This is a genomic window from Candidatus Symbiopectobacterium sp. NZEC135 (assembly GCF_025962695.1).
In genome coordinates, this window is sequence record NZ_JAGFPF010000025.1 from 40,496 (window position 1) to 62,776 (window position 22,281).

At 51.9% G+C, this 22,281-nt stretch carries 21 protein-coding genes; 7 read left to right on the forward strand and 14 right to left on the reverse strand.

Features of this window, described 5'->3' with window-relative positions; all coding sequences use genetic code 11:
• Positions 1-11 precede the first annotated feature (11 nt).
• A complete protein-coding gene (gene rlmC / locus J5224_RS13730) occupies positions 12-1,139 on the forward strand; it encodes a 23S rRNA (uracil(747)-C(5))-methyltransferase RlmC (protein ID WP_264625901.1) in 1,128 nt (375 codons plus the stop codon).
• 58 nt (positions 1,140-1,197) lie between these two features.
• On the opposite strand, the gene J5224_RS13735 is transcribed toward rlmC, so the two are convergent.
• The 5 genes from J5224_RS13735 to artP form a co-directional block, all read right to left on the reverse strand.
• Positions 1,198-1,929 (reverse strand): arginine ABC transporter substrate-binding protein, encoded by a 732-nt coding sequence (locus tag J5224_RS13735; protein ID WP_264625902.1) that lies wholly within the window; start codon positions 1,927-1,929, stop codon positions 1,198-1,200.
• A 174-nt stretch (positions 1,930-2,103) separates the two neighbouring features.
• Positions 2,104-2,772 (reverse strand): arginine ABC transporter permease ArtM, encoded by a 669-nt coding sequence (artM, locus tag J5224_RS13740; protein ID WP_264625903.1) that lies wholly within the window; start codon positions 2,770-2,772, stop codon positions 2,104-2,106.
• Positions 2,772-3,488 (reverse strand): arginine ABC transporter permease ArtQ, encoded by a 717-nt coding sequence (artQ, locus tag J5224_RS13745; protein WP_264625904.1) that lies wholly within the window; start codon positions 3,486-3,488, stop codon positions 2,772-2,774. Before artQ ends, artM begins: the two co-directional genes overlap by 1 nt.
• 9 nt (positions 3,489-3,497) lie before the next feature.
• The gene (gene artJ / locus J5224_RS13750; protein WP_264625905.1) at positions 3,498-4,229 is read right to left on the reverse strand and encodes an arginine ABC transporter substrate-binding protein; all 732 of its coding nucleotides are present in this window, start codon (positions 4,227-4,229) and stop codon (positions 3,498-3,500) included.
• A gap of 20 nt (positions 4,230-4,249) precedes the next feature.
• Positions 4,250-4,978, reverse strand: a complete 729-nt coding sequence (gene artP, locus J5224_RS13755) for an arginine ABC transporter ATP-binding protein ArtP (protein ID WP_264625922.1) — start codon at positions 4,976-4,978, stop codon at positions 4,250-4,252.
• A gap of 383 nt (positions 4,979-5,361) precedes the next feature.
• Here artP and J5224_RS13760 point away from each other — a divergent pair, with 383 nt between their 5' ends.
• Positions 5,362-6,174, forward strand: coding sequence for a polysaccharide deacetylase family protein (locus tag J5224_RS13760; protein ID WP_264625906.1), 813 nt, complete (start codon positions 5,362-5,364; stop codon positions 6,172-6,174).
• Positions 6,175-6,375: 201 nt separating this feature from the next.
• Positions 6,376-7,494 (forward strand): glycosyltransferase, encoded by a 1,119-nt coding sequence (locus J5224_RS13765; RefSeq protein WP_264625907.1) that lies wholly within the window; start codon positions 6,376-6,378, stop codon positions 7,492-7,494.
• Between the two features lies 1 nt (position 7,495).
• Here the strand turns inward: J5224_RS13765 and hcr are convergent, their stop codons facing one another.
• Both hcr and hcp read right to left on the reverse strand, forming a co-directional pair.
• Positions 7,496-8,512: an NADH oxidoreductase gene (gene hcr, locus J5224_RS13770; RefSeq protein ID WP_264625908.1), complete on the reverse strand. Its 1,017-nt coding sequence runs from the start codon at positions 8,510-8,512 to the stop codon at positions 7,496-7,498.
• A 59-nt stretch (positions 8,513-8,571) separates the two neighbouring features.
• Positions 8,572-10,224: a hydroxylamine reductase gene (gene hcp, locus J5224_RS13775; RefSeq protein WP_264625909.1), complete on the reverse strand. Its 1,653-nt coding sequence runs from the start codon at positions 10,222-10,224 to the stop codon at positions 8,572-8,574.
• Positions 10,225-10,486: 262 nt separating this feature from the next.
• Between hcp and J5224_RS13780 the strand changes: the two genes are divergently transcribed.
• Positions 10,487-11,371, forward strand: a complete 885-nt coding sequence (locus tag J5224_RS13780) for a hypothetical protein (protein WP_264625910.1) — start codon at positions 10,487-10,489, stop codon at positions 11,369-11,371.
• Between the two features lie 118 nt (positions 11,372-11,489).
• Positions 11,490-13,157, forward strand: a complete 1,668-nt coding sequence (locus J5224_RS13785; protein WP_264625911.1) for an ATP-dependent endonuclease — start codon at positions 11,490-11,492, stop codon at positions 13,155-13,157.
• A 93-nt stretch (positions 13,158-13,250) separates the two neighbouring features.
• Here the strand turns inward: J5224_RS13785 and cspD are convergent, their stop codons facing one another.
• Positions 13,251-13,472 carry a cold shock-like protein CspD gene (gene cspD, locus J5224_RS13790; RefSeq protein WP_264625912.1) on the reverse strand — a complete coding sequence of 74 codons (222 nt, stop codon included), beginning with the start codon at positions 13,470-13,472 and terminating at the stop codon, positions 13,251-13,253.
• Between the two features lie 432 nt (positions 13,473-13,904).
• Between cspD and clpS the strand changes: the two genes are divergently transcribed.
• The gene (gene clpS / locus J5224_RS13795) at positions 13,905-14,222 is read left to right on the forward strand and encodes an ATP-dependent Clp protease adapter ClpS (protein WP_264625923.1); all 318 of its coding nucleotides are present in this window, start codon (positions 13,905-13,907) and stop codon (positions 14,220-14,222) included.
• A 30-nt stretch (positions 14,223-14,252) separates the two neighbouring features.
• Positions 14,253-16,529 (forward strand): ATP-dependent Clp protease ATP-binding subunit ClpA, encoded by a 2,277-nt coding sequence (clpA, locus tag J5224_RS13800; RefSeq protein WP_264625913.1) that lies wholly within the window; start codon positions 14,253-14,255, stop codon positions 16,527-16,529.
• Positions 16,530-16,748: 219 nt separating this feature from the next.
• Here the strand turns inward: clpA and J5224_RS13805 are convergent, their stop codons facing one another.
• The 6 genes from J5224_RS13805 to cydD all read right to left on the reverse strand — a co-directional run.
• Positions 16,749-17,198 (reverse strand): hypothetical protein, encoded by a 450-nt coding sequence (locus tag J5224_RS13805; RefSeq protein WP_264625914.1) that lies wholly within the window; start codon positions 17,196-17,198, stop codon positions 16,749-16,751.
• A 71-nt stretch (positions 17,199-17,269) separates the two neighbouring features.
• Positions 17,270-17,698 (reverse strand): hypothetical protein, encoded by a 429-nt coding sequence (locus J5224_RS13810; RefSeq protein WP_264625915.1) that lies wholly within the window; start codon positions 17,696-17,698, stop codon positions 17,270-17,272.
• A gap of 519 nt (positions 17,699-18,217) precedes the next feature.
• On the reverse strand, positions 18,218-18,436 hold the full coding sequence (gene infA / locus J5224_RS13815; protein WP_002211347.1) for a translation initiation factor IF-1: 219 nt from the start codon (positions 18,434-18,436) through the stop codon (positions 18,218-18,220).
• A gap of 128 nt (positions 18,437-18,564) precedes the next feature.
• Complete coding sequence (gene aat / locus J5224_RS13820) at positions 18,565-19,278, reverse strand: leucyl/phenylalanyl-tRNA--protein transferase (RefSeq protein ID WP_264625916.1); 714 nt, start codon at positions 19,276-19,278, stop codon at positions 18,565-18,567.
• Positions 19,278-21,038: a heme ABC transporter ATP-binding protein/permease CydC gene (gene cydC, locus J5224_RS13825; protein WP_264625917.1), complete on the reverse strand. Its 1,761-nt coding sequence runs from the start codon at positions 21,036-21,038 to the stop codon at positions 19,278-19,280. The genes aat and cydC overlap by 1 nt, the downstream gene beginning before the upstream one ends.
• 1 nt (position 21,039) lies before the next feature.
• Positions 21,040-22,281, reverse strand: a 1,242-nt coding sequence (gene cydD, locus J5224_RS13830; RefSeq protein WP_264625918.1) for a thiol reductant ABC exporter subunit CydD, incomplete at its 5' end; no start/stop codon positions are given.

The window sequence follows — 22,281 nt, forward strand, 5'->3', positions numbered from 1 at the left end:
CCTCTTCTTCTATGCAGTGTGCACGATATACCGAAGGCAGTTGCCGCTCCTGCCAGTGGCTGAAAAAACCTTATACGCAGCAGTTGTCTGACAAGCAGCAACATTTGGCTGCGCTGCTGGACCAACACGCAGTGGGGGCTTGGCTGCCCGTGGTTTCCTCGCCACAGCAGGCCTTTCGCAACAAGGCCAAAATGGTGGTCAGTGGCAGCGTCGAACGCCCGGTGTTCGGTATTCTGCGTCAGGATGGCAGCGCGGTCGATTTGTGTGACTGTCCGCTTTATCCGGCATCGTTCGCGCCGGTGCTTGCTGTGCTCAAAACGTTTATTGTGCGCGCTGGGCTCACGCCCTATCAGGTGGCCCGGCGGCGCGGTGAATTAAAGTATCTGCTGCTGACCGAAAGTCGCCTGCGCGGTGAGTTTATGCTGCGCTTTGTGTTGCGCTCAAAAACCAAACTGGCCCAGCTACAGCAGGCGCTTCCCTGGTTACAGCAGCAGTTGCCGCAGTTGGCGGTGATCTCAGCCAATATCCAGCCTGTTCATCAGGCGATTCTGGAAGGGGAAGAGGAGATTGCGCTAACCGAAAGCCAGATGCTGGAAGAGGCATTCAATCAGGTGCCACTTTTCTTGCGACCGCGCGGTTTCTTTCAAACGAACCCGCACGTCGCTGCCACACTCTATGCCACGGCGCGCAACTGGGTTGCCGCGTTGCCAGTGACCAGCATGTGGGATCTGTTTTGCGGCGTTGGTGGCTTTGGGTTGCATTGCGCCACGCCGGACATGCCGCTGACCGGTATTGAAATCAGTGCCGAGGCTATCGCCTGTGCGCAGCGCTCCGCCACGCAACTTGGGCTGACGCAGGTGACATTTCAGGCGCTGGACTCCACACAATTTGCCACTGGCAATGCCAGTGCGCCGGATCTGGTGCTGGTCAACCCACCCCGACGCGGCATAGGGCGCGAGCTCTGTGCCTATCTGAGCCAGATGGCCCCGGCGTATATCCTCTACTCAAGCTGTAATGCACAGACCATGACCAGTGATATCAGCCTGTTGCCGGGATACCAGATTGTCCAGGTGCAACTGTTCGATATGTTCCCGCATACTGCACACTATGAAGTGCTGACGCTATTGCGGCGTGAGTAAGGTTCAGGAAAAAGAGACAAAAAAAGCGCCCGAGGGCGCTTGTTGACTTGAATCTGATTTATTGCGGGAACCATTTGTCGTTAATGGCTTTATAGGTGCCATCCGCTTTGATGGCATCCAGCGCACCGTTCAATTTTGCCAGCAGCGCCTTGTCATCAGGGCGAACGGCGATACCGAGACCGGTGCCGAAGTATTCCGGATCAGTCACGTGTTCGCCCACGCTTGCCAGTTCCGGGTTGTTCTTGATCCACTCATTGACCACCGCCGTGTCACCGAAAACGCCATCAATGCGCCCGTTTTTCAAATCCAGCACCGCATTTTGATAGCTGTCGTAGGAGACGGTCTGTACTTCAGGGTGCTTGTCATTCATGTACTTCTGGTGCGTGGTGCCGTTTTCCATCCCGATACGCTTGCCTTTCATGGCGGCAAAATCACTGAATTTGCCCTTCTGCGCGATAACCACGGCAGAGTTGGCATAATAGGGTTGGGTGAAGGCCACTTGCTTGCTGCGCTCTGGGGTGATGTCCATCCCAGAGATCACGGCATCATAACGACGGAATTTCAGCGCCGGGATCAGACTGTCGAAAGCCTGGTTGGTGAAGGTGCAGTTAGCTTGCATCTGTTTGCACAGGGCTTTCGCCAGATCCATATCAAAGCCGACGATCTCGTTGTTAGCATCGAGAGATTCAAACGGTGGATAGGTGGCGGAAGCAGCAAAACGAATAGTGTCTGCGGCGTTAGCGCCGAATGCCATACCTGCCAGTAACGTGGTGACCACGAATTTTTTCATGTTGTGCTCCAACGATTTTTTGAATTTTTTCTGCGGCATGCTTCCCGCTCAACGGCAATTACATTGCCATTAAGTGAATTAATATGCAAATAAAATGATTAAAAATACATTTGAGTGGCGATAAAATAGACAAAAAAAGCAGGCCGTAGCCTGCTTTTTGCCGTACAAACTGAATCAGTTACGGTGTTCAAACGCCAGCGCGCGACGTTCGATAAGCCGCATCAACAATGTCAGCAACCCATTGACACACAGGTAAATAATCCCTGCGGTACCGAACACGGCGACATCGTAAGTGCGACCATACATCAGTTGGCTGTAACCCATCACCTCCATCAGCGTGATGGTATACGCCAGTGAGGTGCTTTTAAACACCAACACCACTTCGTTTGAATAGGACGACAGGGCGCGTTTAAAGGCATAAGGCAGCAAAATTCGCAGCGTTTGTGCCGGTGACATACCCAGCGCCGCGCAGGATTGCCACTGCCCGGAAGGGATGGCGCGCACCGCGCCGTAAAACAGTTGCGTCGTATAGGCCGCGCTGTTTAATGCCAGCGCAATCATGGCGCACAGCCAGGGCTGAGAGAGCAAGTGCCACAACCACGGGATCTGCTGGATAGCCGGAAACTGCCCCGGTCCATAATAGATCAGGAAGATTTGCACTAGCAGCGGCGTGCCGGTAAACAGGGTGATGTAGGCCCGAGATAGCAGGGACAATACCGGTGTTTTTAACGCAAGCACCGCCGTCAGCACCAAAGAGATAACCAGTGCAGCAATCAGCGCCACCAGCGTAAGGCTCAGACTGGTGTGCAGACCTTTAAGCAATTCAGGTAAGTAGGCGAGCATCAGGACGGCCTCCGTTCAAAGCGCGTAGTACGCAGTTCGATACGTTTGAGGACGTATTGACTCAACAAGGTGATCACCAGATAAATCGCTGCCGCAATCACATACCAAGTAAAGGGCTCTTGGGTACGTGTGGCGATGCTCTTGGTTTGCAGCATCAGATCGTTCACGCTAATCAATGACACCAATGCAGTATCTTTCAGTAATACCAGCCATTGGTTGCCGAGGCCGGGCAGGGCATGACGCCACATTTGCGGCATGATCAGACGAAAGAAGATGGCCGCTTTGCTCAACCCCAGGGCTTGTCCTGATTCGCGCTGCCCTTGCGGAACCGCTTTAAGCGCGCCGCGCAGCGTTTGTGACGCATAGGCTGCATACAGCAGCGCCAACGCAATCACACCGCACAGAAACGGGCTGACTTCAAACGTCTCAATGTTTAACTTGATGGGAAACGCTGCGCCACCCACATTGAGCGTAAAACCATCCGCCAGTATCAGCAGCAGTTGTGATGAACCAAAATAGATAAACAGCACCACCAGAATTTCTGGCAGACCACGTAGCAGCGTCACTAACGCTGTGCCACACCAGGCAACGGGCTTCCAGCGCGCCATTTCCCAGACAGCAAACAGCATCGCCAGAATCAAACCGAGTACCAGTGCACAAACGGCAAGGCCGACGGTCATGCCGGCGGCGCTTGCAAGAGGATGAAATTCAATCATTGAGCGAGATTACTGCTGAAACCATTTGTTGTAGATGGACTGATACGTGCCATCCTGTTTGACTTTGTCCAGCGCGTCATTGAAGCGTTTGACCAGCGCATCGTTACCCTGACGCACCGCAATGCCCAAACCGATACCAAAGTAATTTTTATCCGTCACGCTGCTGCCTACGGTAGCTAACTGGTCGTTTTGTTTCAGCCACTCATTCACCACGGCGGTGTCACCGAATACCGCGTCCAGACGGCCGCTTTTCAGATCCAGAATGGCATTCTGATAGCTGTCATAGGGTACTGTAGTCACATCTTTGTGTTGGTCCAGCAGGTATTTCTGGTGAGTCGTACCGTTCTGCACGCCAACGCGCTTACCTTTCAGGGCGTCAATATCGGCCACTTTGCCTTTCTGTGCGATAAACAGCGCTGAGTTGTCGTAGTAAGGTTGGCTAAAGGTCACCTGTTGCTGACGTTCCGGCGTAATATCCATCCCAGCCATAACGGCTTCATAACGGCGGAATTTAAGCCCTGGGATCAAGCTGTCAAAGGCCTGATTGCTAAACGTACAGGTGGCGTTCATCTCTTTGCACAGTGCGTTGGCTAAATCGACGTCAAACCCTTGAATCTTGTTATCATCGCCCACGAATTCGAACGGAGGGTAAGAGGCTTCAGTCGCGAAACGGATGGTTTCTGCGGCGCTGGCGGCAACGCTGGCGCTGGCGAGGAGTGCTGCAACGAGTAATTTTTTCATTGTCATTTCCATCTTGTTCATCAATGAGAAAGATAACTGGCGAACTCGGCGGTTTGCGGCGCGGTAAAGTGGCCCGCATCACCCTGTTCGACAATACGGCCATTTTCCATGTAGACCACACGGCTGGCAGTTTTACGTGCAAAATCCACTTCGTGAGTGACGATCACCTGGGTGATGCCGGTCTGCGCCAGTTCCTGAATAATACCGACCACTTGGGCGGTGATTTCAGGATCGAGAGCGGCCGTCGGTTCATCAAACAGCAGCACCTGAGGTTCCATCATCAGTGCGCGGGCAATCGCCACGCGTTGTTGCTGCCCACCGGACAAATGCAGCGGGAAACGATCGGCAAAATCGCGCAGGCGTAAACGTGTTAACAGTTTGTCTGCTCGCGCCAGCGCCTCGTCTTTGCTCAACCCCAATACCCGGCAAGGTGCCTCGGTCAGGTTTTGCGTGACGGTCAGGTGTGGCCACAGGTTGTATTGCTGAAATACCATGCCGACATTGCGACGCAGTTCGCGGATGGCACCGTCACTCGGCGGCTGCGCAAACGTAAACTGGTTGCCTGCGATGGCAAGCGTGCCCGAGCGCGGCATTTCCAGCAGGTTCAATACGCGCAGCAGCGAGCTTTTCCCTGCACCACTGGGGCCCAATAACACCAGCGTTTCGCCAGCCGGACAATCAAGGGTGACATCGAATAGCGCCTGATGCGCGCCATAGAAACAGTTAATGCTGTTTAGTTGAATACTCATGCGCAAGAATTGAATAGACATTGATGCCGCGAATGTTAACGTCGGCAGGATACTTATGCAATCGCCGTGGGTTAAAATTTGCTGATTAGCGGACTAATGGATAAATAATAGCACAAAATATCGGTTAAGAGGCGGGGTGGCTGTGATTGTCGGGACCGAAGGATAACAGACAGCAAATCTGCCCGTACCGACGATTATCATGCTACGGTTTAGCGCTGATAGTATTAAAAAATACAGGTTATGAATGCATTATAGTGATGAATGGTTGAAGTTGTTTGTGGCAAGATTAATGGTTTGTGTATTTTTGGTTATGACGTTAGCGCCCCAAGCGTGGCGGTCAGTTGCGCCAGTGAACACGCGCATACAAAAAAGAGCGTAATAGAATGAATGCCAGTGCAATTCCTATCCTGATGTATCACCACGTTGGCCCTAAACCTGGGCTGGTGACGCTGTCCCCCGACACCTTTATTGAACAAATGACCTGGCTGGCGCGTGCCGGGTGGAAAACCGTGACCGCAGCTGAATTGGAAGGATTCTACCGTGGAGAGCCCTTGCCGCGTAAAAGTGTGATGATCACCTTTGATGACGGCTATTTGGACAATTGGGTTTATGCGTTTCCGGTGTTAAAGCGTCTTGGACTGCATGCGCATATTTTTCTTATTACGGGCCAGATTGGGGACGGCCCCGTTCGTGAACTGGCGGAGATTGCATTCTCTCACAAAGCGTGTGAGGAAAAAGTCACCACTGGCCATGCCGACGATGTGATGATGCGCTGGTCTGAAATTAAAGAGATGCAAGCCAGCGGGTTAGTGGAGTTTCACGCGCATACCCACACGCATCAGCGCTGGGACTGGCAGATCACCGATCCTGCTGAACGCCATCGCGCTTTGGAGGCCGATCTGCGTTTGTGTCGTGAAACGCTGCTTGCGCGACTGGGGTCGTGCAGCCGCCATTTTTGCTGGCCTATGGGTTTTTATAACCACGACTATGCTGCCATTGCTCAAGCGCAAGGGTTTGACTATCTCTATACTACCGAACGGCGAATGAACATGCCGCGAGACCTTACCTGGCGTTTGGGACGTATCAGTACCAAAGAGCGAGAAGACACTTCCTGGCTTAAGCGGAGACTGTTTATGTATACCACACCGGTTATTTCTTCACTATTTTCCTTACACAAGGGGCAGCGTTATACCTAAAGCTTTTTTTATGCCATGACCACGTGCCCAGAATAATGTTCCTGGGCATTTTATGTATTTATTTTCCGAAAGTACGCTTTTGTATAAAAAGTATTTACCTTCCGTTTAGCTTCGCTCCCATAAAATTACGCCAGACGTTATACACACCGCGCATGCTCTCATTCGAGAGTAGGGTGTTGTTTGTTTTTATTAGGTTTATTTATGAGAAAACGCATTCTCTATACGGAATCCTCTAAGCATGTGGGCGGGCAGGAATTGCAGGCGATGATGCAATTACACGCCTTACAACATTTAGGCTTTGAGGTGTTACTGGCATGTCGCCCGGAAAGTGAAGTTGCTACACTTGCCGCCGAAAAACATATTCCAATATTCCCGATTACATTTAGAAATAGTTATCATTTCCCCTCATTGTGGCGTTTCAGACAGCTTATTCATGAATATCATCCGTTATTTATCGTCAGTCACAGCGGACACGATGCAAATATTGCTGCCTTGGCAACCAAGCTGGCCTGGAACAAGCCAACGCTTGTGCGGCAAAAAACCTATCTGACCAGCCGAATTAAACCGTTTAGCACCAATTATCTCGCGGATCAGGTGGTGGTGCCGAGCAGTGGCATGAAGCGCGCGATGGTGGCGGGTGGCTGCCATGATGAAAAAATTGAGGTGGTCGCCCCCGGGTTTGACTTTGCTACCTTGCACGCCCACAGTGAGCAGCCTTTGCCTGTCTCTGTGCAATGCTGGCTGGAGGGCGGTACGTCACCTGTCATTGTACAGGTCGGTATGCTACGCGGTGAAAAAGGCCATGATACCGCGTTGGCGGCGTTGGCGGCGCTCAAACAGTCAGGCCATGCGTTTCGTTATCTGATTGTGGGTGATGGCCCTGAGTACAAGGTTATCAACGCGATGATTGCGCGCTACGGTTTACAAGATAACGTGATGATGGCGGGCAAGCTGTTTCCGGCTGCGGCCGTCTACCGGCATGCAGATCTGGTGTTGATGCCTTCACGTAATGAATCATTTGGAATGGCATTGGTTGAGGCGATGTATTTTGGCGTCCCGGTAATGGCGAGCGACGTGGGAGGCATCCCGGATATCATCCGCCATCAGGAAAACGGCGTATTGTTGCCGTGCAATGATATTGCGGCCTGGCAGAATGCTATTGCTGATTTCCTCATGCATCCTGAACCCTACCGCCAGAGGGCACGTCACGCCAGCGATGACGTGGTGTTACGCTACGCTGTCGATGCTTGCGTCAAAAAAATTATCGCCTTGGCCTATAAGGAGCCCACACCCACGGTTGCGGGTGTGGCAACGCCTTAGGTTACGCCAGCACTGTATCCCCGTGCAGTTGGCAACTGCACGCGAGCACATAGCCTTGTGCTATCTCTTCCGCTGTCAGCGTCATGGTGCTACTGGTGGTGTAATCGCCGGAAAGCACTTTGGTTTTGCAACTGCCACAGACACCAGCACGGCAGGCGGCATTAACCGGTATTTTGTTGCTTTCCAACGCAGCGAGCAAACTGATGCCAACAGGAACACGCAGCGTATTTAGCGGCTGGCGAATGGTCAGCGTCAACTGTTCACCGTCCTCTTCCAATGATTCAGCGCCAATCTGGAACTGCTCTTTGTAAAAACGCGTCGCGGGGACGCCAGCGTCAGCAACCAGTGCGGCAACTTGCTGCATATAAGGGGCTGGACCGCAGGTCATCACAATGCGCTGTGCCAGATCCGGCACCGCCTGTTTCAGTAACTCAGGCGTTAACCTTCCAACGAGAAAACCGGGTTCGGCGTCAAACTCGGCGACCAAGGTCAGCGACAGCTGTGATGGATAGCATTCTGCGAGACGTTGCCACTCTGCGGCGAAAATCACCTGCTGCGGATTACGAACATTAAAGATAACCTGCAAGTGAACGTTCGGACGGTGTGCCAATAACCAGCGACTCATCGACATGATGGGGGTAACGCCACAGCCTGCGGCCATCATGAGATAACGTTCCTGCTCTGCATGGCCTTTATCAACGCAGGTAAATTCGCCCTGAGCATCGGAAAGCCACAGATAGTCACCGGGTTTGACCTGCTGAGTCAGCCAGCCTGAACCCGTCCCTTCTTCCAACCGCCGCACCGTCAGCGTGATGAACGGGCTTAACCCAGGGGTTGACGAGAGGGTATAGGCGCGCAGGGTATCGGGGTCGTTGGCAATGCAAACCAGCGCATACTGCCCCGGACGATAGGGGTAGAAATCGTGATTAATCAGCGAAAGCGTCCAGACGTCAGGCGTTTCCTGACGAATGGAGTGAACTTGCATGCGGTTCGGGCATGCGGAGGTCGGTTGTGTCATGTGTGCTCTCCAAACAGCACAAGCGACGCGTTGCCGCGCCGCTTGTTATCCTATTGCTCTCAAGCGGACAGAATGGTGTTGATGTCTTCTTCTACGGTGGTAATCGAGCACATACCGAATTTTTCGTTCAGCACGGCCAGCAGGTTATCCGTCAGGAAGCCAGGTGCGGTAGGGCCGGTTCTGATGTTTTTCACGCCCAGCGACAGCAGCGTGAGCAGAATAACGATGGCTTTTTGCTCAAACCAGGAGAGTACCAGGCTCAATGGCAGGTCGTTCACCCCACAGCCCAGTTTTTCCGCCAGTTTCACGGCCAGAATGATGGCTGAGTAGGCATCGTTACACTGACCGACATCGAGCAGACGCGGTAACCCTTCCAGCGTGCCAAAATCCAGCTTGTTAAAGCGATATTTACCGCATGCCAGCGTCATGATCAGGCAGTCATCCGGTACGCTACGCGCGAAATCGGTAAAATAGCTGCGTTCACTACGGCTACCGTCACAGCCACCCACCAGGAACACGTGACGCAATTTGCCTGTAGCCACCAAATCGATCACGGTATCCGCCGCGCTGAGTAAGGTTTCACGCCCGAAACCGACGGTGATGTTGTGCTCAATTTCGCTGTAGGGGAAACCGGCCAGGCCTTGTGCCTGAGCCACGATCTGGCTGAAATCATCCCCTTCCAGATGGTTCACACCCGGCCAACCCACAATGCTACGCGTCCAGATACGATCGCCGTAGTTCCCAACGTTCGGATCGATGATGCAGTTGGAGGTCATCACGATAGGACCTGGGAATTTGGCAAATTCCACCTGTTGGTTCTGCCAGCCACTGCCGTAGTTACCCACCAGGTGCGAGAATTTTTTCAACTCGGGATAGCCGTGCGCAGGCAGCATTTCACCGTGCGTATAAATATTGACGCCAGTGCCTTCGGTCTGCTCCAACAGCATCCGCAGGTCTTTCAAGTCGTGACCGGAAATCAAAATGGCTTTGCCTGCGACCGGACGCACGTTTACCTGTGTTGGATTGGGATGACCGTAAGTATCGGTTTCACCTTTATCCAGAATTGCCATCACGTTGAAGTTCATCTTGCCAATCGCCATGGCATTGTTCAGCAGCGTATCCATGTCGCTCGGCTGCGTGCCCAACCAGGCCATCAGCGCGTGGAATTCGGCATAGATAGTGTCATCGTATTGGCCGAGTACATGGGCATGCTCCATATAGGCGGCGGCCCCTTTCAGGCCATACAGGCACAGCATACGCAGACCATGCAGGTCGGCACCAATCGTGGCCTTATCATGATCCAGTGCGAACTGGCTGGCCTGTTGTAACAGCGTCGGAATATCGTTGCCTGCCAGTTGCAGTTCAGACAGCGGGTGATCAACGCTGGCATCTGCCTCAAGCAGACGACAGCGCGTTTTCAGCCCGTGACGCAACTGGATAGCTTCTTGCGCGTAACCAATGATTCTCTGCGAATCGAAGTTGACGTTGGTCAGCGTGGCGAAGAAAGCACGAGGTACGAAGTTATCAACCGTGTGGTCGATGATATCCAGAGAACGTGCTTTCAGCGCCCAGGCTGACAACCCTTGCAATACGGCGACCAGTAGGTCTTGCAGATCGGAGGTTTCAGCGGTTTTACCACACATGCCTTGCGCATAGGCGCAACCGTTTCCAGCCGGGGTACGGATAGTTTGCTCACATTGCACACAAAACATAACGTTATCCTTTTTAAAGTTGCATTTATAATGCTTGTTTTGAAGCATAGTGACTTCCCCCTCAGTAAAAAAGGCTTTTTACATGCAACTTCAGGTAAATTTGATGTAGCGCAATTTTCACCTTGTCGGATGAAAATACGTCTCAATTCAGTCTGTTTACGTCGGGAAATGCATACGCGACTACTTTATGAAAGGGGCTATTTCTGCTTTCACGTACAGTATCTGCTACTGAATAATTTGTGATACAGGAGTTCTGTTGCCCATGCTAGATGTTAGCGCCAAGAAAAGCCGCGTTTGCAAGCAGTATGAAGACCTTGCTGTGTCATCATCAACGTGCTTATCGGCATCCCCGACAGTGACCTTCCACATCGTGAATATCGATAGCTTACCGATTGAAATGATCCAAAAAATTGCAACCTACCTTCCCATCAATGACTATGACAATCTTAGAGTGACTAATCGAACTATTTGCAATGCCCTGATATCAATAAAGGGTATGCACAACGTGTTGGCAGAAAAACCTCACTATGGCGCACAAGGCGCATTCTACAAAATTTGTACAGAGGCTAAACATCTTGAGGCCCGCTGTCACAGATTGACCGAGCGTGAAATTACAACGTTACTTAACCTACGCGTGCAGCCAGACTATACGCTCGACAGGGCTATCGTGGTTGAGTGCCAATACCCAATAGACGATTTGGCGTTAAACGATGGCATCATGGAGATTGTGGAGATATTTTGCAAGAAGCTGAGGACCATGGCCATGTGCCAGAAACCGCCTTCGAGTCCGGCGCTGTCCTACCAGTGCCAATATAATATCAGCATTGATATGCGCACGTTTGATGCGCAAGCAGAAGTGATTTTTCAGGCGAGTAATATTTGCAAATTAGCGCAGCTCAATGATTTTTATGCCTGTGCGCACCAACTGTATGACGAGCTTGCGATTGGGCAACGTATTTATCTGACCGCCATGATGGTGAGATTACACCAATTCTGGTACACGTATCCGCCTGCCAACCTTGACAGAGCCGCGGTCGATAAAACTATTCGATCCTATGTCACGCTTCTCCGCTCAGGGAATGACGTGCTGGCGTACTGTAAAGCAATGAGGAGAAATATTTCTGGTGACGCAAGCTCGAACCCGTAAGGGATCACAGAAAAGGCATCTTGTGGATGACACGGCAGTCGGGGTAAAGCACGCTCGTTAGGGTATACAATGAAAACAGTGCTGTGCAGTTGTGCAGCCCGAACATCAGGAGGTGTGCATGTACCTTGAAAGCGTGGAGATTGTTGGGTTCCGCGGCATCAATCGTCTGTCATTGGTACTGGAGCACAATACAGTCTTGATTGGGGAAAATGCCTGGGGCAAGTCAAGTCTGTTGGATGCCTTGTCCCTGCTGCTGTCGCCAGCGCTGCCGTTGTATCATTTCTCTTTACAGGACTTCCACTTTACGCCCGGTGATGAAGCGAGCCGGGAACATCACTTACAGGTTATTTTCACCTTCTGTGAAAACGGCGTTGGGCATCACCTTGGGCCGCGTTACCGTGGTCTGGCACCGGTTTGGGTCAGGGGCGAGGGAAGGTTACAGCGTATTTTCTACCGTCTGGAAGGTGAAGTGGATGACAGCGGCGCGGTGTGCACCTGGCGCAGTTTCCTCGACGCGGACGGGCAGCCGCTGGCGCTGGAAAACATTGATACGCTGGCGCGTGAACTGATTCGCTTGCATCCGGTTTTACGGCTGCGCGATGCGCGCTTCACCCGGCGCAAGCGGGTTGACGTGTCACCGTTGCCGGTACGGGAGAGTAACAGCGATGACCTGACCCAACACCTCAATCAACTAATGCAGGAGCTAACCCGCAATCCGCAGAGACTGACCGATCAGGATCTGCGTCAGGGGATTGTGGTGATGCGGCAACTGCTGGAACATTATTTTTCCGAGCAGGGCGATGAAGATGTCACGCTGCGCCATCACCGCCATGCGCGCGCGCATGGCGGAAAATCCTGGCGCGCTCTGGATAACATCAACCGGATGCTGAGCGATCCCAACAGTCGCAGCCGCCGTATCATCCTTCTCGAATTGTTTTCGACGCTGTTGCAGGCGAAAGGCGTGGTATCGCTGGATACGGAATCGCGTCCGCTGTTGCTGATAGAAGATCCTGAAACACGCTTACACCCCATCATGCTGTCGGTTGCCTGGGAGTTGCTGATGCACTTGCCCTTGCAGAAAATCACCACCACCAATTCCGGCGATCTGCTGTCGCTGGTGCCGGTGGAGCAGGTGTGCCGCCTGGTGCGTGAGTCCTCGCGGGTGGCGACTTACCGTATTGGCAGACAAGGGATGAGTCCTGAAGACAGCCGCCGTATCGCGTTCCATATCCGTTTTAATCGCCCCTCATCGCTGTTTGCGCGCTGCTGGCTGCTGGTTGAAGGCGAAACGGAAGTGTGGATGCTGAGCGAGCTCGGCCGTCAATGTGGACATCACTTTGAAGCAGAAGGCGTGCGCGTCATTGAGTTTGCGCAATCAGGGCTACGACCGCTGCTGAAATTTGCGCACCGCATGGGTATTGAGTGGCACGTGCTGGTGGACGGCGATGACGCAGGTAAAAAGTATGCTGCCACGGCGCGCAGCCTACTGACCCAACAGGGGGAAACCGATCGTGACCATATAACGATGCTTTCTGCCCCTGATATGGAACATTTTATGTATCGCAATGGCTATAAGGACGTTTTCCACCGTGTTGCACAACTGCCGGAAAATGTGCCACTCTCGGCCGCGAAAGTGATCGTGAAAGCGATTCACCGTGCCTCAAAACCGGATCTGGCCATTGAAGTGGCAATGGCTGCGGCTGAGCGCGGCAATGACGCCATTCCGGTGTTGATTCGCACACTTTTTTCTCGCGTATTCTGGTTAGCGCGTGGTCGCGCTGATTAAACCGATCTGCTCTCAGAGGATTCAAAATAAAAATGCCGGTTGTAAAACCAGCATTTTCTTTTGTGGATAATGGGGACGTGCTTCAAACCACCGCTAGGCTACAGCCTCTGCGATCAGCGGGACGATCAAACTGGCGTGATTTCCTTTAGGCCCTTTATGAACATCAAATCTGACCGCCTGGCCTGCCTTCAGCGTGCGATAACCGTCCATTTGGATCGTCGAGTAGTGGGCAAAGATATCCTCGCCTCCACCTTCGGGACAGATAAATCCAAAGCCTTTGGCATTATTGAACCATTTAACAGTACCTGTCTCCATGCATTTACGTCCTTCGCAAGAGTATTATCGAAACGAGAGGTTAGGTTATTTGGTCGATATGAATGCGAATTGATTAAAACCCCGTCAATTCACCTGTACACTCTAGTGAAATCGAAAAGAGCGTCAAGCCATCCCACCGGGGCAGCGCAGAGCAGTTTGTCAAAGTTTGATGCAGGTAACGCAATTGATGATTTTCATGCAGGGTTGTTGCTTCAATACGTGTGCTGTTACCGATGACATCACCGGACGATTTCTTGCTTCTTGGCAACACAGTGCGCGTTCAGGTGATAAAATAAAGAGTAAATGGTTGATGTGGGACACTCAGCCTGGTGTCGCATTAATGAAGATGGATGAATAATGAGTAACCGCAGTGTGGGGATTGAAAATCGGTGGGAGCAAGTTACCCACGTTAATGCAACGTCGCAGATACGTATGGAGAGCCGTCCCTGGACGCATTCTGACAGCGTTCTGTTGGAAAAACAGCAGCAAAAATTGCAACCGCCATCGATGTATAACGTGATTTTAAACAATGATGATTACACCCCGATGGAATTTGTTATTGACGTTCTGCAAAAGTTCTTTTCTTATGATATTGAACGCGCAACGCAACTTATGCTGACGGTTCACTATGAAGGGAAGGCTGTCTGTGGTGTTTACAGTGCCGATGTGGCTGAAACCAAGACGGTGCAAGTGAATCGTTATGCAAGGGAAAATGAGCACCCGTTGCTCTGTACGCTGGAAAGGGCCTGATATCAGGTAATTTATTGTGGGGAGGCGCCTATGCTTAATCAAGAACTGGAACTCAGTCTCAACATGGCTTTCGCCAGAGCGCGTGAGCGCCGCCACGAGTTTATGACCGTGGAGCATTTGCTACTGGCGTTGCTCAGCAACCCGGCCGCGCGCGAAGCGTTAGAAGCCTGTTCGGTGGATTTGGCTGCATTGCGCCAGGAGTTGGAAACGTTCATCGAACAGACCACCCCGACGTTACCGCAAAATAATGAAGAACGTGAAACGCAACCGACGCTGAGCTTTCAGCGCGTATTGCAACGTGCCGTGTTCCACGTTCAGTCTTCTGGGCGCAGTGAAGTTTCTGGTGCTAACGTGCTGGTGGCTATCTTCAGCGAGCAGGAATCGCAGGCCGCTTACCTGTTGCGTAAGCATGATGTGAGTCGGCTTGATGTGGTGAACTTCATTTCCCACGGCACGCGTAAAGAAGAGCCCGGTCAGGCACCAAGCTCGGAAAACCCTGTCAACGAAGAGCCGGTAGGCGGGGAGGATCGCATGGAAAACTTCACCACTAACCTTAATCAATTGGCTCGCGTTGGCGGTATTGACCCGTTGATTGGTCGTGAAAAAGAGCTGGAACGCACCATCCAGGTGCTGTGCCGTCGGCGCAAAAACAACCCGCTGCTGGTCGGTGAGTCTGGCGTAGGGAAAACCGCCATTGCGGAAGGCCTGGCCTGGCGCATCGTCCAAGGTGACGTGCCGGAAGTGATGGCCGGTTGCACGCTCTATTCTCTTGATATCGGTTCGCTGCTGGCGGGCACCAAATACCGTGGCGATTTTGAAAAACGTTTCAAAGCGCTGCTCAAGCAGTTGGAACAGGATCAAAGCAGCATCCTGTTTATTGATGAAATCCACACCATCATCGGTGCGGGCGCGGCGTCGGGTGGACAGGTAGATGCCGCCAACCTGATCAAACCGCTGCTCTCCAGCGGTAAGATTCGGGTTATCGGCTCTACCACTTACCAAGAATTCAGCACTATCTTCGAAAAAGACCGTGCCTTGGCGCGTCGTTTCCAGAAAATCGATATTACTGAGCCAAGCGTCGAAGAGACCGTACAAATCATTAATGGGCTTAAACCGAAATATGAAGCTCACCACGATGTGCGTTACACCGCCAAAGCCGTGCGCGCCGCCGTTGAACTGTCGGTCAAATACATCAACGATCGCCATCTGCCGGATAAAGCTATCGATGTGATTGATGAAGCGGGTGCTCGCAGTCGTTTGATGCCAGCCAGCAAACGCAAAAAAACGGTGAACGTTTCAGACATTGAGTCGGTGGTGGCGCGTATCGCCCGCATCCCCGAGAAAACCGTGTCTGCCAGCGATCGCGATGTGTTGAAAAACCTCAGCGATCGCTTGAAGATGCTGGTGTTTGGTCAGGATAAGGCCATCGAAGCGCTGAGTGAGGCTATCAAGATGAGCCGCGCTGGTTTGGGCAGTGAGCGCAAGCCTGTCGGCTCTTTCCTGTTTGCCGGGCCGACGGGGGTTGGGAAAACCGAAGTCACCGTGCAACTGGCGAAAGCGATGGATATTGAGCTTCTGCGCTTTGATATGTCGGAATACATGGAGCGCCACACGGTGAGCCGTCTGATCGGTGCACCTCCGGGCTACGTCGGTTTCGATCAGGGCGGATTGCTGACTGACGCGGTGATTAAGCATCCGCATTCGGTGTTGCTGCTTGATGAAATTGAAAAGGCGCACCCGGATGTCTTCAACCTGCTGCTACAGGTGATGGATAACGGTACGCTGACTGACAATAACGGTCGCAAGGCGGATTTCCGCAACGTGATTGTCGTCATGACCACCAATGCGGGCGTGCAAGAGACGCAGCGCAAATCGATTGGCCTGATACAGCAGGACAACAGCAGCGACGCGATGGAAGAGATTAAAAAGATCTTCACGCCAGAATTCCGTAACCGTCTGGACGGCATCATCTGGTTTAACCATCTGTCTGCGCAGATTATTCAGCAGGTGGTGGATAAGTTTGTTGTGGAACTGCAAGCGCAGTTGGACGCGAAGGGCGTGTCGTTAGAAGTCAGCGAAGATGCGCGTAACTGGCTGGCGGATAAAGGCTATGACAAGGCGATGGGCGCGCGGCCAATGGTGCGCGTGATACAGGAAAACCTCAAAAAACCGTTGGCGAACGAGCTGCTGTTTGGGTCGTTGGTGAACGGTGGTTCCGTGAAGGTGGAACTGGATAGTGCTACGAAAGCATTAACTTACAGCTTCCACAGTGCGCAGAAACTGAAAGCGGAAGGGACAGTGCACTGAGTGTATTGTTGTGCGGTAAAAGAAAAAGCAGTGCGAGAGCACTGCTTTTTTATTGATAATGTTAAGTGTATAGAACAATGAATAAGAATATCGCAAACCAAGATGATGTGTTTTTATAAAACTTACCAAGTGAGTTGAGTTAATGTCTTTTTTGATGAAAATAAAGAAATACAAACTGGTAAATGAGTCATAACTCAATATACCCCCGTTTTGTATGGCTTAGCCGATAGGACTTTTAACAACACTCAGTGATTGAGTTGTGCGAGCTCTTTCAATAACATGAGCATTGTTTTTAAATTCTATCTCAGTAAAAATCGTAGCATGAACAATTCTGTCATCTGGTTCGCCCGCCACAGGTAATTCATAAATAAATAAATGCAAGCGTGTGCCGGAAATGCTAAGTTCGCCATAATAAAATGATGGATCAAGAAGACTAATGTGCATTTGTCCATCAATAGATTCAAGGTCAATGACCATATCCCCTAGGATTGGAGGAGTAGCCTCTAAAAACCCCCCAGATAAAACAAATTGCCTACTACCATAAGGCGCTTCAGGGTGTTCATATGTTGCTATCCCAGAAAATGACTGACCACTGTTCTCTGAATAATATAATTGGCCTACCAGTTTTACAGGAATTAAGGCCCAGTTGAATGGTTGAGTGTTGTTCATAGCTAATATCCTCATTGTGTACGAGTAAATTTCAAGTTTGGTAATGAGTATCCAGTGAGTTAAGCACTACGCTAATTTACTGGTCCCCATACCACAGTCAAAGATGTTGTCGATCTTAAGCTGTGGTAAAAAGGATCGCCCGCAGATGTTACGACTTCCCCATGAATGCTGGTGTGTAACATCTGGCCATCCCAAATATTTATTTGTATGACGCCGTTTTGAATATTTATATCTGCACTTGTAATATTGGTTGAATAGATATCAAATATAAACATAAACCCATGAAGTGATTTGAAATTGACCACCGTCTCTCCCAGAATAGGTGGAGAGGATTCCAGATATTTCCCTGTGAGGACAATTTGTCTATTTTCAAAGGGCTCTGAAGGGTTAACATAACTGACTATTGCAGCCAAAGATTGGCCACCAGTGGCATTGAAGTAAATACTTCCCTCCATTCTTACTGGCGTGTTACCCGAAGGTATAGTTGGTGTTATGCTCATAATAAATATCCTATTAATGTTGGTATTAGTGTTAGGTTGATAATCGTTTTACTGCTATGCAGTAAACTTTATGCTGCTAATAAATAATGCATCCGTATGAAATAAATTGAAAATGTTTCGATGGCTCAGTCTATTAATGACTTTCTCAAAGAAGGTACATGGGAAATTATTGTATTAATCTAAGAAGAGCGTAACAGAGGATGGAAAGAATGCAAATTTCTTCCTGATCAAAAAATAATTTTAACCTGATCAAAAAATAATTTTATATCATAAGCAATAAAATCATTTTATTGTTAATTTATAACGCTGTAATAAAGTTTGCACATATTTATGATAAATAAAAAGGACTTCATTATAGCATCTTATTATGGCTTTTTTTTTGTAGGCGTGAGCACTGACAATGGAAAGGTCGGTGCTGATAGGTATGTAGTACAAAAAACAAAAGCCCTCACCTAAACAGGGAAGGGCATAAGGCGGGTACATCCTCAGGTGTCGCAGCGTTAGCGACAGGCGAACCGATTAACGGCTACGGAAGACAATGCGGCCTTTACTCAGGTCGTACGGGGTCAGCTCTACAGTGACTTTGTCACCCGTCAGGATGCGGATATAGTTTTTACGCATTTTACCGGAGATATGAGCGGTAACCACGTGTCCGTTTTCCAACTCAACGCGGAACATGGTGTTAGGCAGTGTATCAAGCACGGTGCCTTGCATTTCAATATTGTCTTCTTTGGCCATCGAATCCTCTAGGGTTAACTACCTTAACTTTTTTAACGGGCACGATAATGCCGAAAAACCGGCATTATGTAAAGGAGCGTTGATGATCTCAGCAGCAACTTTCGGATAAGAAGGGCGAATGAGCACACTTATCTTTCTCCAATTGGGAGCAGTGACAGTGCTTGCGGCTGCCAACTGGACGCGGCGATAGGGGCATCCTGTAATGCGCGTAGCACCGTCAGATACGTCGCGCGCGACACCTCTGTGGCCCCGAGAGACGCCGTGTGAGCGTTTAATACCTGACAGTCGAGCAATTGCCCGCCACAGCGCACAAAATGCGTGACGAGTGCAACCAGCGCGCATTTGGACGCATTGTCGCGGAGGCTGAACATCGATTCGCCGCAAAACAGCTTTCCTTGCGCAATACCGTACAGCCCACCCACCAATTCATCGTGGTGCCAGACTTCGATGGAGTGTGCGTGCCCCAGCTCATGCAACGTACAGTACGCGGCAATCATCTCTGGACTGATCCAAGTTCCTTCCTGACGAGCATCAGCACAGGCGCGTATCACGGCGCTGAACGCATGGTTAAGCGTGATGTGAAAGGGCTGCTTGCGCATGAACTTGTGCAGGCTGCGACTGATATGAAGCGCCTCTGGTTGCAATATAGCGCGTGGATCCGGAGACCACCACAGAATCGGATCGCCAGGAGAGTACCAGGGAAAAATGCCGCCTCGATACGCCGCCAGCAATCGGCCTGGCGAAAGGTCTCCGCCAAACGCCAATAAGCCGTTGGGGTCAATCAACGCCTTCTCGATCGGAGGAAAAAGGGTGGTATTGGCTGAAAGTTGAAATAGCTGCATTATGCCTGCCGAATGGCGTGTTGATGGAACTGCCAATAGCGGCCTTTTGCTGCCAGCAGGTCGGCGTGGCGACCCTGTTCAACCAGGCGACCATTATCCAGTACGCAAATCCGATCCAGAGAGGCCAGGTCGTGCAGGCGATGGGTAATGATGAGAACCGTTTTATCGAGGGTGTTTTCGCGCAGCAGATGCAGAATTTTCTGCTCGGTATCGGCATCCAACCCTTCGGTCGGTTCATCCAACAGCACCAAAGGCGCTGGATGGAGTAAGGCGCGGGCCAGCCCAAGACGGCGCTGTTCGCCACCTGAGAGCTGACGTCCGCCTTCACCGATCCAGGCATTAAGGCCCTCTGGCGTTTCCAGTAAGTTACCTAATCCTACCTGCTCCAACTGTTGGCCCAGTTGTGCATCGCTGGCCTGCGGTGCGGCCAGTAGCAGGTTGTCGCGCAGCGTCGCGCTAAAAATATGTACCCGCTGTGGCACCACGCTCATTATGTCGCGCAGTGCCGATTCACTCCACTGTGCGAGCGGCAGATCGTTCAGAGTAATGTTTCCTGCGTCGCAGTCCCAGGCACGGGTCAGTAATTGCAAGAGGGTTGATTTGCCACACCCGGTACGCCCCAGCAGCGCAATGTGTTCGCCCGGCGCGATATCCAGCGTAATGTCCTGCAATACCGGTAGCGATTGGCCGGGATAGGTGAAGCTTACCTGTTGCAATGACAGCGCTGCCGTTGTGGTTACAGTGGCGGAGGGCGTTGTCGTGGCGAAAGTCACCGCAGGCTGCTGATGCAGAATCTGGTTAACGCGTGTGGCTGATGCGATCACCTGACCCATGTGCTGAAACGCGCCGGTAACTGGCCCTAACGCTTCAAACGCAGCCAGTGCAGCAAAGACAAACAGGGCAATCAACGCCCCGGGCTGCGTATCACCGCCAATGCCCGTGGCCGCCAGCCAGAGCATGGCGGTAACGGTAAAACCGGTGCAGATCAGCATCAGTGCCTGCGACAAGCCAGTCAGGCGTGCCTGTCGCTGTTGCTGCGTCAGCCAGGCCTGTTCTGTATCGGCGAGTTGGCGGCGAAAGGCGGTCTGTGCGCCAAATACGGTTAATTCGGCTTGTCCTTGTAGCCAGGTGGTTAACTGCGTGCGATAACGTGAGCGCAGCAATGTGAGGTGGGTGCCAATCGGTTTGCCCGCACGGTAGAACACCGGCGGGAGCAAGGCTAACAGCAGCAACATAATGGTGCCGAGAGTCAGTGCCAGTGAAGTGTCCAGCCAGCTCAGCCCGTAAGTGACCACCAGAATCACCACCAATGCGCTGACCAAGGGGGATATCACGCGTAAGTACAGGTGATCGAGCGTATCAACGTCGGCAACCAGACGGTTAAGCAAATCGGCCTGACGAAACCGGGCTAGCCCTCCTGGCGAAAGCGGAAGCGTGCGCGAAAAGGTAAATACGCGCAGATGTTGCAGCACGCGGAAGGTCGCGTCATGGCTCACCAAACGCTCGGCATAACGTCCGGCGGTACGCAGGATTGCTGCACCGCGCACGCCCGCCGCAGGCAGCATGTAATTGAAGGTCATCAATCCGGCAAGGCCCGCCAGTGATGCTCCCGCCAGAAACCAGCCGGAGAGCGTCAGCAGTCCAATACTTGCCAATAATGTGATAATGGCGAGGACGACGCCAATGCTTAACCGCCAAATGTGGCGACGATACAGCAGGAGAAAGGGTTTCAGTACCTGCAACGGACTATTTTGCGACATATTAGTAAGCTCCCTGACGCTGTGCCAGAAGATCGGCAAATGGGCCTGGCTGCTGACGTAGCGTGTCGTAGTCACCCTGCTGAACCAGTTGTCCTTTTTCCATTACCCATACGCTATCGTAATGGCGCGTGTCGTCGAGGCGATGCGTCACCAGCAGGGTGGTGTGCTGGTGTGCGGTGTTTTCCAAGGCGTGCATCACGCACTGTTCACTGTGTGAATCCAGACTGGCGGTTGGTTCATCCAGAAGGAGCAACGGCGAGTGTTTTAACAATGCGCGCGCAACGGCAACGCGCTGCGCCTGTCCGACAGAGAGTCGCGCGGCGCCATCACCCACGGCGGTATCAAGACCTTGCGGTAACAGGGGCAGAAACTCGTGTACGTAAGCGTGTTCCACCACCTGTTGCAACGCGCCCTCAGTGGCTTGTGGATTCCCCAACAGAATATTGCTGCGCAGCGTTTCTTCTGGTAAATGCGGATTTTGCCCTAACCAACTGATGTGTTTACGCCATGCAGTCGCATTCAGCGCATGCAGTTCCTGCCCGTTGATAGACAGCGAACCACGATAGGGTAAAAAACCAAGCAGTACGTTGAGCAACGAACTTTTCCCTGCACCGCTCACACCGACCAGCGCCACCCGCTGTCCCGGTTCAAGCGTAAAGGTCAGAGGCTGGGTGAGCGCAGAGCCCGTGGATGAGAGTACCACCAGTTGGTCGGCCTGGATGGTAAGGGTCTTTGCGTCAAAAGGTTGCGTGCCGAGGCCGACCTCTTCCGCTTCAGCGGTAAGAAAGCTCACTAGCGATTCCGCTGCGCCGACCGCCTGCGCTTTTGCATGATAAAACGTGCCCAGATCGCGCAGCGGCTGGAAAAACTCGGGAGCAAGAATCAAGACCAGAAAGCCAGCAAACAGGGTGACACCAGTGCCGTAATGGCCGAAATCCAGCTCACCGAGGTAAGAAAAGCCAAAATACACGGCGACGACCGCGATGGAGATTGAGGCAAAAAACTCCAGTACGCCGGAGGAAAGAAACGCCATGCGCAACACTTCCATGGTGCGACTGCGAAAATCTTCCGAAGCCCGACGAATGTCATCCACTTCGGCCGCACCGCGATGGAACAGGCGCAGCGTTTCCATGCCGCGCAACCGATCGAGAAAATGGCCGCTCAGTCGCGCCAGTGCCTGAAAATTACGGCGGTTAGCATCGGCAGCCCCCATGCCGACCAGCGCCATAAACAACGGGATCAG

Bases quoted from the DNA above. Each gene is read 5' to 3' on its own strand.
- artJ (WP_264625905.1), bottom strand. From the start codon at position 4,229: ATGAAAAAATTACTCGTTGCAGCACTCCTCGCCAGCGCCAGCGTTGCC.
- infA (WP_002211347.1), bottom strand. From the start codon at position 18,436: ATGGCCAAAGAAGACAATATTGAAATGCAAGGCACCGTGCTTGATACA.
- J5224_RS13810 (WP_264625915.1), bottom strand. From the start codon at position 17,698: ATGAGCATAACACCAACTATACCTTCGGGTAACACGCCAGTAAGAATG.
- artM (WP_264625903.1), bottom strand. From the start codon at position 2,772: ATGCTCGCCTACTTACCTGAATTGCTTAAAGGTCTGCACACCAGTCTG.
- J5224_RS13760 (WP_264625906.1), top strand. From the start codon at position 5,362: ATGAATGCCAGTGCAATTCCTATCCTGATGTATCACCACGTTGGCCCT.
- hcr (WP_264625908.1), bottom strand. From the start codon at position 8,512: ATGACACAACCGACCTCCGCATGCCCGAACCGCATGCAAGTTCACTCC.
- clpS (WP_264625923.1), top strand. From the start codon at position 13,905: ATGGAGAGCCGTCCCTGGACGCATTCTGACAGCGTTCTGTTGGAAAAA.
- rlmC (WP_264625901.1), top strand. From the start codon at position 12: ATGCAGTGTGCACGATATACCGAAGGCAGTTGCCGCTCCTGCCAGTGG.
- J5224_RS13805 (WP_264625914.1), bottom strand. From the start codon at position 17,198: ATGAACAACACTCAACCATTCAACTGGGCCTTAATTCCTGTAAAACTG.
- aat (WP_264625916.1), bottom strand. From the start codon at position 19,278: ATGCAGCTATTTCAACTTTCAGCCAATACCACCCTTTTTCCTCCGATC.
- cspD (WP_264625912.1), bottom strand. From the start codon at position 13,472: ATGGAGACAGGTACTGTTAAATGGTTCAATAATGCCAAAGGCTTTGGA.
- artQ (WP_264625904.1), bottom strand. From the start codon at position 3,488: ATGATTGAATTTCATCCTCTTGCAAGCGCCGCCGGCATGACCGTCGGC.
- clpA (WP_264625913.1), top strand. From the start codon at position 14,253: ATGCTTAATCAAGAACTGGAACTCAGTCTCAACATGGCTTTCGCCAGA.
- J5224_RS13780 (WP_264625910.1), top strand. From the start codon at position 10,487: ATGCTAGATGTTAGCGCCAAGAAAAGCCGCGTTTGCAAGCAGTATGAA.
- hcp (WP_264625909.1), bottom strand. From the start codon at position 10,224: ATGTTTTGTGTGCAATGTGAGCAAACTATCCGTACCCCGGCTGGAAAC.
- J5224_RS13735 (WP_264625902.1), bottom strand. From the start codon at position 1,929: ATGAAAAAATTCGTGGTCACCACGTTACTGGCAGGTATGGCATTCGGC.
- artP (WP_264625922.1), bottom strand. From the start codon at position 4,978: ATGAGTATTCAACTAAACAGCATTAACTGTTTCTATGGCGCGCATCAG.
- J5224_RS13785 (WP_264625911.1), top strand. From the start codon at position 11,490: ATGTACCTTGAAAGCGTGGAGATTGTTGGGTTCCGCGGCATCAATCGT.
- cydC (WP_264625917.1), bottom strand. From the start codon at position 21,038: ATGTCGCAAAATAGTCCGTTGCAGGTACTGAAACCCTTTCTCCTGCTG.
- J5224_RS13765 (WP_264625907.1), top strand. From the start codon at position 6,376: ATGAGAAAACGCATTCTCTATACGGAATCCTCTAAGCATGTGGGCGGG.